8 protein-coding genes and 1 other RNA gene are annotated in these 10244 nt (G+C 43.5%); 5 read left to right on the top strand and 4 right to left on the bottom strand.

Translation table 11 applies throughout. The features are described from left to right. The 4 genes from F6K52_RS25020 to ffs form a co-directional block, all read left to right on the top strand. On the top strand, window positions 1–1477 hold a 1477-nt coding region (locus F6K52_RS25020; protein ID WP_293084417.1), incomplete at its 5' end, for an ABC transporter permease. A gap of 722 nt (window positions 1478–2199) precedes the next feature. Next, complete coding sequence (gene ilvB, locus F6K52_RS25015) at window positions 2200–4059, top strand: biosynthetic-type acetolactate synthase large subunit (RefSeq protein ID WP_293084414.1); 1860 nt, start codon at window positions 2200–2202, stop codon at window positions 4057–4059. Window positions 4060–4818: 759 nt separating this feature from the next. Beyond that, window positions 4819–5271 (top strand): hypothetical protein, encoded by a 453-nt coding sequence (locus tag F6K52_RS25010; protein ID WP_293084410.1) that lies wholly within the window; start codon window positions 4819–4821, stop codon window positions 5269–5271. 56 nt (window positions 5272–5327) lie between these two features. Further along, window positions 5328–5424: signal recognition particle sRNA small type (gene ffs / locus F6K52_RS25005), an RNA gene on the top strand. Window positions 5425–5632: 208 nt separating this feature from the next. Here the strand turns inward: ffs and F6K52_RS25000 are convergent. The 3 genes from F6K52_RS25000 to F6K52_RS24990 form a co-directional block, all read right to left on the bottom strand. After that, entirely contained in the window at window positions 5633–6268 is a 636-nt protein-coding gene (locus F6K52_RS25000; protein WP_293084406.1) for a hypothetical protein, read from the bottom strand. 451 nt (window positions 6269–6719) lie between these two features. Beyond that, window positions 6720–7082 (bottom strand): hypothetical protein, encoded by a 363-nt coding sequence (locus F6K52_RS24995; RefSeq protein ID WP_293084403.1) that lies wholly within the window; start codon window positions 7080–7082, stop codon window positions 6720–6722. Between the two features lie 243 nt (window positions 7083–7325). Continuing rightward, window positions 7326–8801: a serine/threonine-protein kinase gene (locus F6K52_RS24990; RefSeq protein ID WP_293084400.1), complete on the bottom strand. Its 1476-nt coding sequence runs from the start codon at window positions 8799–8801 to the stop codon at window positions 7326–7328. A gap of 330 nt (window positions 8802–9131) precedes the next feature. Here F6K52_RS24990 and F6K52_RS24985 point away from each other — a divergent pair, with 330 nt between their 5' ends. After that, window positions 9132–10007, top strand: a complete 876-nt coding sequence (locus F6K52_RS24985) for a shikimate dehydrogenase (protein ID WP_293084420.1) — start codon at window positions 9132–9134, stop codon at window positions 10005–10007. Here the strand turns inward: F6K52_RS24985 and F6K52_RS24980 are convergent. After that, the coding region (locus F6K52_RS24980; RefSeq protein ID WP_293084397.1) for a hypothetical protein at window positions 10004–10244 on the bottom strand (241 nt) is incomplete at its 5' end. The genes F6K52_RS24985 and F6K52_RS24980 overlap by 4 nt on opposite strands.

Below are 10244 nucleotides of genomic sequence, written 5' to 3'. Positions count from 1 at the left end.
TGGGTGCGGAGGGGGGGAGAGTAACTGGCCGCTAGGGGGGCAAGATGTATTTGTTTGCCTGAGTCTTATCGGGATCTTCAGTTTGTTGGTGGTTGGCACCTATATGCTAATCAGTGACCTCTCCAAAGAAGAAAGTCGTGGCACCTTGAACTTTCTGCGCCTGGCACCTCAGTCAAGCCGGAGCATCCTAGGTGGCAAACTACTGGGGGTACCAGCATTGCTTTATCTAGCAGTTGGTTTCGCCTTACCATTGCATTTTTGGGCAGCTATTGCTGGTCAAATCCCGTTGATTGAGCTTTTAGGATTTTACACCGTTATCGGTACCAGTTGCCTGTTTTGCTATAGTATGGCCCTACTATTTGGTTTATTTGGCAGATTTCTGGGAGGTTTCCAAGCTTGGATAGGTGCAGGTGCTGTACTCATCTTCTTGTGGATCACGACCATGGTGATTGATAACGCTGGTGTCAGCCATTACCCAGCCGACTGGCTGACTTTGTTTAATCCCACCATTGTCTTACCGTACCTGATTGATTCTAATTCGTTTGATCCGAATAGTTTTTATCCTGTTGAGCGTAGTTTCCAAGATTTGCGCTGGTTTGGTATCCATATCGGTACCAGTTTCTGGACTATGGCTGGTTTTATTGTCCTCAACTACGGTGTTGGGAGCTACTGGTTTGGGCAAGGGCTAAATCGTTGCTTCCATAACCCTAAGGCTACCCTGATTAACAAGCAACAGAGTTACTGGCTGACCGCTAGCTTTGAAGCAGCGATGTTAGGATTTGCCCTCAACCCTCAAGTCAAAAACTGGCGTGGTTATACCCATGGCTTAGAACAGAATTCACAGATGCTGCTGGTGTTCAATGTTGTGCTGTTTCTAGCTCTGATTGCTGCCTTGAGCCCCCATCGACAAACCTTACAAGATTGGGCCCGTTACCGACATCAGGATCGGACTTTCCGCAAAAAAGGAGGGCTGATAGCTGACTTAATCTGGGGTGACAAAAGTCCAGCTGTGGTGGCAGTGGCAATAAATTGTGCGATCGCATCTGCGATGTTGCTGACGTGGATATTACTTTGGCCTGCCAATGATTACAAGATAACTGCCCTGTTGACACTGTTGCTCAATAGCAGTCTGATCATGATTTACGCCACAGTTGCTCAGTTAATGCTGTTGATGAAAACAAAGAAGCGAGCCGCTAGTGCAGTAATAGCGGTAGGAGGATTGATTTTCTTACCCCCCATGCTGTTCTGGATTGGGTCGATGACTCCCTATGAGACTCCTGCTATATGGCTATTTTCGGTATTTCATTGGGGTGTTTTGCCCTATGCTAATGGAAGTGTTTTCTTGGCCATCATTGGTCAGTCCCTAGCCCTAACGTTATTGAACGTAAACCTAGGACGACAATTGCAACAAGCAGGAGAATCAACAACCAAAGCCTTGCTTTCTGGAAAAACCCAATTACCCGTCACTGCTGATTAAGTTTTTTAGACGACCTAAGGGTTGTTTTGACCCTTAGGTAGAGCGTCGAGCAACTTTCCTAAAACTTTCCTAACTTAGTCGGTGTTTTTCTGCTAATTATCGCGAAACGTTTGAACATAAAATATAGTGTGGAGTGTTTAGCTTTATCCCAAGGCTTCGCTCCTATTTTTTTAGTGTTTAAAATGTCATACTTGATCTAGTTTAACCTAAAATATATTACCAGTAAAAAAATATTGTAATTTATATAAATTATTTTTAAGTGTATTGAAATAATCAAATAGTATTACTATTCCCGATTCCCGATTCCCGATTCCCGATTTCCTCAAAGATAAATTTCAAACTTGATGCCAGTTGAAATTATTTAGCACTACAAAAAAAATAATACTAAAAATTAGATTATAAATTTTTCCTAAAGCATAACTAGTTAGAGTTACCACTGGCATACAATCGTAGACTGATTTATATATTTTATGCTTCTAGCTTATAACTAGAACCAGAGTGCTGAAAGTAAAAATACTGCCAAGTTGTCTGGACAGTTCCATATATTAAGAGTAAACTGAAACACAAAACCCATAGTGTATAATTAACAGTTATTCTAAAATTCTGCTCAGCTATTATCAGCAATCTAACACCATTAACAGCATAGGTGTTATTGACCTTGGCGAATTTAATTCCCCACAGGTCGCACCGAAGGACCTGATCTACCACTAGAGGTGATAAGCGTGCAATCCCAAGTAATCTCAACAACCCCAGGCTCATCAACTACCCCCACTCGCCGCACAGGAGCATTTGCTCTAATGGATAGTCTCCACCGTCACGGTGTGACCCATATCTTCGGCTATCCCGGTGGAGCAATTCTACCTATCTATGACGAACTATACCACTGGGAAGATGCTGGTAAAATACAGCACATCCTAGTCCGACACGAGCAAGGAGCATCCCACGCTGCTGATGGTTATGCCCGTGCTACAGGCAAAGTCGGTGTGTGTTTTGCTACATCTGGTCCGGGAGCCACTAACCTAGTTACCGGTATAGCTACCGCTCACATGGACTCAATTCCTCTAATCTGTGTAACCGGTCAAGTCGCCCGTCCTGCCATTGGTTCTGATGCCTTCCAGGAAACCGATATCTATGGGATTACTTTGCCCGTTGTCAAACACTCTTATGTGGTGCGTGACCCTGCTGATATGGCGCGGATTGTTGCTGAAGCTTTCCACATCGCTAGCACCGGACGTCCTGGACCAGTCCTGATTGACATACCCAAAGACGTGGGTTTAGAGGAATGTGACTACGTACCTCTGGAAGCTAATCAACTCAAGTTGGTGGGCTATCGTCCCACACTAAAAGGCAATCCCCGCCAAATTAACCAAGCCCTAAATTTAATTCGGCAAGCACGACGACCCCTGCTTTACGTTGGTGGTGGAACCATTGCTGCTGGTGCCCATGACGAACTGCGCCAACTAGCAGAAATCTTCCAAATTCCGGTAACTACCACGTTGATGGGTAAGGGAGCATTTGATGAATCCCATCCCTTATCGCTAAAAATGCTGGGGATGCATGGCACTGCCTATGCTAACTTTGCTGTTAGTGAGTGTGACCTGCTGATTGCTGTAGGGGCGCGATTTGATGACCGGGTGACCGGGAAACTAGATCAGTTTGCCTCTCACGCTCAAGTCATTCACATCGACATTGATCCCGCTGAGGTGGGTAAAAACCGCTATCCCCAAGTACCGATTGTAGGGGATGTGCGTCGGGTTTTGCAAGATATGTTGCGCCGTTACCAGGAAATGAATATCTCAGCAGAACCTAATCAAACCCAGGAGTGGCTCGCACGGATTAACCGTTGGCGTCAGGACTATCCCTTGCAGGTGCCTGAATACCCCGATAGTCTATCTCCCCAAGAAGTGATTGTAGAGGTAGGGCGTCAAGCACCTAAAGCTTACTACACCACGGATGTCGGTCAACATCAGATGTGGGCAGCCCAATTTCTTAATAATGGACCGCGCCAGTGGATTTCCAGTGGGGGATTGGGAACTATGGGCTATGGCATGCCAGCAGCCATGGGAGTCCAAGTAGCATTACCCGATCAGCAAGTGATTTGTATTGCTGGTGATGCTAGTATTCAGATGAATATCCAGGAACTGGGTACCCTCGCCCAATATGGCATCAATGTTAAAACTGTGATTATTAACAACGGTTGGCAGGGCATGGTGCGCCAGTGGCAACAAGCCTTCTTTGGGCAGCGTTATTCCTCTTCAAATATGGAAGTCGGGATGCCGGATTTTGTGCAACTGGCTCAGGCCTACGGGGTTAAGGGCATGATAGTTACTAGTCGGGATGAACTACAGGATGCGATCGCACAAATGCTAGCCTACGATGGTCCTGTCTTGTTAGATGTTCATGTCACCAAAGACGAGAATTGTTACCCAATGGTAGCCCCTGGTAAGAGTAATGCCCAAATGATCGGTTTACCAGAAAAACCAATCATCAAGAACCCTACGGAGCTAATCTATTGCAGTAACTGTGGTGCCAAGAATGTAGCAACTAACAATTTTTGTCCTGAGTGCGGCACCAAGCTTTAATCTTTGGCGTTGCTGATTAATGGGATTATTTCCGGTAATGGATAATTGCTAATTCACTATTGGCTAACTAGCCAAGTCTAATTCATATCATTCCTGAGTTCAGCAAAGCTTATAATTTCTAATTTACCTTACTTACTTCGCTCACCAGCGGAGTATTTTTTTGTTTAAGTATCGTCAGTTTAATCGAACTTATTGCTCAGGTATAAGCTATCAGCTTATGGAATGGCTAATAGCTAATCCTAAATTACCTGCCAGATTGATCATCTTTGAGTGTAATCATACATAAGTTAGACATTCGTATACGTTATCCCATACATTAGTCTCCGATAATCATAACATAAGCAACCTAGAGGAGCTATTTAGGAATCAAGATTCTAGTGATAATTGTTAATAGTGAATCCTATTGACTACCCAAGAATCTGCTACTCGTTTGAAAAGGCTGTGTGTGCATCTACAGTTGCGACCAAAGGCCGGATTCCCCAGCCTAGGAGGCGCGCACATAAGTGATTTGGGATTGGCACAACAAGCACTAATCAACCCTGAGTGAGACTAAGATTACTAGATTGGTATTCTAGAGGTGCGACCCGTGGCGAATTTAAGCCTGCAACATAATATATATTTTTGGAGCCATCGGTAATCGTAATCCAATTATCAATTACCAAAAGGTAATATTTATTCGTTACAGGCATTGCTAATAATTGGAATAACTAAAAATCACTCTTAAGTCAACATTAATTCAAACCCTTATTGCTATTGTATATGATTAATACTAAGATAGTTCGGAATGGCCTAGCTCTCCTAGCTAGTAGCTTACTATTCACCCCCACTGCTGGTTTGGCTAGCTCTCCTCGTCAGGGTCAAGTTGAAACTAAATTAATCGCAGCAGCAAAGTATTTAAGAAACAGCGAGTATATGCCAACTCATCGACCGGTAGTAAATAGACTTTCCCGGAACCAAGTCGATGCATTTACCCTGGAGCTAGAAGCTGGTAAATCTTATACCTTAGTAAGTTTTTGTGATGATGCTTGTCTCGATATTGACCTAGGTCTGTATGATAACAATGGCCAAACCGTTGACTATGATACTGACTATGGTCAATATCCCATTGTTCAAGTTACCCCTCGCGGCACTGGTAAATTTATGGTTAAAGTGGGTATGCCCCACTGTGTAAGCTCTTCATGCTATTACGGGGTGGGGATATTCGCGAAATAGATCAAGACGATTGATCTTCCTTCCCATTTTGAAAAATTCATGCTATTATAATATGTGGTTCGGATCGACGCGATCGCAACGCCCAAACCTTGTCAGGACCGGAAGGTAGCAGCAATAAGGGATGCTTACGATAGGCGTGGACTCCGAGCCACTCTCGTAGCCACCACAAATATCGAGAAAACATAGCCACAAAACCATACACTTCCCTTCAGTTGTGGGTAAATTCAGGTTTTGTAGCTTCTGATATCACAAGAATTTATGGAAGTAGTGGGATAAAACACTTATCTTGTTTTACCGCTTCCCTGCCCCCTGCTCCCTATTGCCAGACTTGCGATCTAGCATAACAAGTACGTAATAGCCTCTAATTATTCGAGATCACCTCGATAATTTCAGTATCTGAAATCATTTCGCCATTATGAACTAAATCCTGATGATTGTTGGAATTTAAGGTAACCTTGATTTCATTTCTACCAGGTTCAAGCTTGCCAATATGGTACCAATTGCTATAAATCCTGTTAATTTTTTTGCCATTGATGTATAGATGTCCATGTCCTTCTCCTGGTTGATGGGCTTTGCTAGCATTCTTGGGAGAAAATTGGAAGTTAGAAACCTTTATTTCTAAATTCCATCCCGTCATCGGATCTGGATACACCACTAGGTCAACATCTGGAACAGGTTGACCAGAAGGAATTTCCATGGTGCCATGATGATGACCCATACCTTCACCATGGTTGCTACTGCTGCCAGCCTTGTGATTATGGTGATTATGCTCCATCTCTTTACTATGGTGATTACCGGTTTCGGTTTTATTACCATGGAGCTGTTCAGAATCTAGATCGTCTTGGCTAGCCATTGCACAAGCACTACCTAGTAAGCTGATAGTTAGTAAACTGGCTGCTCCTAATCTAAAAATAGTTCTAACTCCTGAAAATAGTGCTAACTGCTGATGGGTAAGTAGGATTTCTTTGGGTCGGTAACTTAATAAGGTCTTGCTCATCCGATCGACAATTGTTGTTTATACCATGGACTTTTATAAATTGCCCATGGTATTGTATATCAGGTTAGATAAATTGTCAATATACAAGCTGTAAAACCTAGTAATTAGTGTAGGTAATTAGTGTAGGTAATTAGTGTAGGTAATTAGTGTAGGTAAGCAGTCAGAGGTGAGCTAAAAGCTCACGCGTGCGCGTTCAGCAGTCAGCTTAAAATAAACCTCTTTCCGGAGAATTTAATATTGATAGATTAATGAGAAGTGAAAGTATGGATAAAAGTTTTTGGCCTATGGCCACGCTAGGGCAACAGCTTTGTGGCACAGGCTTTGGCCTATGGCCACGCTGTGCGAACGACGCTGTGAACTAACGCACGATTAAACAAATGCTTACCTCTTTATTTAAAAGCGATTAGCGCGTAGCGCTAATCGCTGTTCGCTGATAGCTATTATCTTACCATTACCAACCTACTTCTTGAGCTACTCCATACAATTCTTCTAAATGTCGGCAAAAATCACTGTAGGTTCCAATTGGGCGTGCGTCTAATCCAGTTAAATCTAAATTTTCTTCAGTACTTTTCTGTTGGAGGTCTACTCCTTCCTGCTTGTTCCGCATATTTAATCGGTAAGCATTTTGGTCTGGATAAATTTCAAAAATTATCTCGATCGCGTCTTCATAGGTATCTAAGGAAAGACTGAGATCGAAGGGCTTTCCAGGTAAAACCAAGCTTATGCTGTCATAGCCTGTTACTTCTTCTGTGTAAAAAACTTGGGATTCGGACATGGTGATAATTATTTGAGTCCAGGCAGGAAAGCTAGTCATGTTTCTTCTCCTTTAGGTAATGATATAAATGCCCCTGGGCTTAACCTGGAACTAGCATGGAACGCAATAAAAACACCGACGCTACTGTTGAGCAATAGGTGATTCACAACGGCACTAGGGAGGTTATCCCAATAAACAATACTAAGAGCTAATTCGTAAAGTAAATCTTAATAAGTATTAAAGCCTTGCTATGATTGTATTTTAGCTATTAAATAGTTCAATTGCTCTATGTTGACGCAAGCCTTATCCTAAAAGGTTTAGTGCGAGTTTACGAATCAGCTCTAAAAATAAAAATAGTAGGGTAACTATGATAGCAATAATGACGAAGGATGTGAGCGCCCAACCCCGTTGATGGCGCTTAAAGGCTTTGATACTCTTCCAACGGCGACTTTTCCATGCCCACTCATTGCCCTTGATGCCCAAAATAATCCCCATCACTGGCCAAGCCAGAAATCCAGTCACTAAGGATAGATCCGTCCAGGCAATCAGTCCAATCCAAACTTGATTGGTGACACACCACAAACCTGGTAGACAAAAAGCACCCCAGTTCCAGCCTTGAATCTCTGCTGGCACCGGCACAGATTCGTTAAACACTTGCTTACAACCGGAATTATTGATGGGAGTTGGTGGTGGGTAGGATTTAGACTGGGGAGTTACAGCTACAGTACCCTTAATTTCTGTTTCTCTAACTTTAGAATCATCAGAATAATCGGTTCCGATTAGGTTTAGAACCTCTTGAGCAGATTGGAATCGCTCAGAGGGTTGGGATGCTAGCAAACGAGATAGGATGCTATTAAACTCTGGGGATAAAGTTACTTCTTCTTCAGTTCGCCAGTTGAGGGTATAAGGATCAACCAGTTCCTGGGGCTGTTTACCAGTCATCAGTACTAGTGCTGTTACTCCCAAAGCATACAGGTCACTATGGGGAGCAGCAATCCCTAGGCGTAGCTGTTCATCAGGTGCATAGCCAACTTTACCTAGACAAGTCCCACCAGCGTAGATGGCAGAGTTTTGCCCACTCGTTACAGGAGTATTCACTTCTAGAGCAATTTGTTTGACACCACCCAAGTCAATTAATACTGGTACTCCATCGGAAGCACGACGGATAATATTGTCTGGAGCAATATCCCGGTGAATTATGCCTAATTGGTGCAGGTAGCTTAAGACCGGGAGCAATTGCTGAAACAGTTGGATAATTTCGGTTTCGCTGAACCGTTGCCCTTTACTTACTCGTTCTTCAAGTAAGGTTTGATAGGTTTTTCCTTCAATGTAGTCTTGGACGAGAAACAACCGTTTGCCATCCCGAAAAAATTCCCAGAATCTTGGAATTTGGGGGGATGAAAGCTTATGCAGCATGGTTGCTTCCCTTTGAAATAGTTCTTCGGCTTTTTCAATGGGTTGGGTGCCCTGGTTTCTTGGAGTCAGCTCTTTGAGGGTTACTAGTTCATTAAAGCGTCCAGTGTCTTTGGCCAGGTAGGTTTTGCCAAATCCCCCTTGTCCTAAGGTGCGCTGAATTATGTAGCGATCGCGTAATCGGCTTCCAGTCTCTAATCTATGGTCTAGATTACTATGGTCTAATGAATTGTCTAGATTAGTATGCTCTAGATTAGTCTCTAGGGGACTGGTACTGGAAGGAGATAGAGAGGCACCACAACGAGAGCAAAAACTTGCCCGACTGGGATTGATTTGCTCACATATCATACAAGTGATTGAATTCATGGCTCCACTCTTTTGAATACCACCTGGGTTCATGGCGTTGCTGCCTAGTTAATTGGTATGATAATTGCCACTAGAATTGGCTCGATATGATCTATTTTAGCCAGGATGAAAAAAATTACAGTTCATTCAAATGTGATGCTTGGGGTAAGTGTTGTTGACCGTTGATGGTTAATTGTCAAGGAATTGTTAACTAATTATCAACGGAAGGCAGCAATATTAATAAGACTTAATAAAAAATAGTTAATAAGAAATATTGAAAAATTGAGCAATTTCGCAAATATTAACTATTTCGCTATTAAAATTCAAAGTTATGTGCGTAGAACGTGGGTGATGGTGCAAATAACAGGAACAACAAAGTTACTGGGTGTGATTGGTGATCCAGTGGAACATTCGTTATCACCACTGATGCATAACCGAGCGATCGCATCCTTGGATCTCGATTATGTCTACCTAGCTTTACCGGTAAAATCAGCAGATTTGAAAAATGCGATCGCTGGTTTTGAGGCGATTGGTCTAGTGGGCTTCAGTATCACTATTCCCCACAAACAGACTATCATCCCTTTGTTGTCGGAAATTTCAACAGTGGCTCAAGGGGTGGGAGCAGTGAATACTGTTTATCGCACCGATCAGGGTTGGATTGGTACGAATACCGATATCGAAGGATTTATCTCCCCGTTGCAAGGGTATAACCGGGATTGGAGTCAAACTACTGTAGTCATTTTGGGGTGTGGTGGTGCAGCACGAGCTGTAGTAGTCGGTTGTGCTGAGCTCGGTTGTACTGAGATTCATGTGCTTGGCCGCAATCAGGAAAAGTTAGGTAAATTTCAGGACAGCTGGATTAATTCTGACCTTGCTATTACTATTCATACTCATCCTTGGGAACAACTACCGGAACTCCTGGCCCAAGCCAATTTGTTGGTTAATGCTACTCCGGTGGGAATGTATCCCAAGGTCGAGCAGTCTCCTGTGGATCAGCTAGCCATGGCCAGGTTGCCGGAAAATGCGATCGCTTATGACTTGATTTATACTCCTAATCCCACTCAGTTTTTACGACAAGCCAAAGAACAGGGCGCGATCGCAATTGATGGATTGGAAATGCTGGTGCAACAGGGAGCAGCCGCTTTCAAAATGTGGTTAGGACAAACTCCGCCAGTGGAAATTATGCGTCACGCTCTGCAGGAGAAATTGGGATTGTTGAAAACTTAGCTAAAATTTATGGCGTTGCTGAATCTTCGCGCTGAATAGGAGTAGAGTGGGCATCCTGCCCGCACGAAAATATATTGAAACTGGCAAGATGCCAGTTCTACGCCTGATGCCAGTTCTACGCCTGATGCCAGTTCTACCCCTGATGCCAGTTCTACCCCTGATGCCAGTTCCACCCCTGATGCCCATTCTACAGGTGCGACCCAAGTCCGCGAGGTATTGCTCGGGGGCTTGGGTCGC

Origin of the sequence: Moorena sp. SIO3H5, from assembly GCF_010692395.1 — a bacterium.
Taxonomy (GTDB): Bacteria; Cyanobacteriota; Cyanobacteriia; order Cyanobacteriales; family Coleofasciculaceae; genus Moorena.
This window is presented reverse-complemented; position numbering and strand designations above follow the sequence as displayed.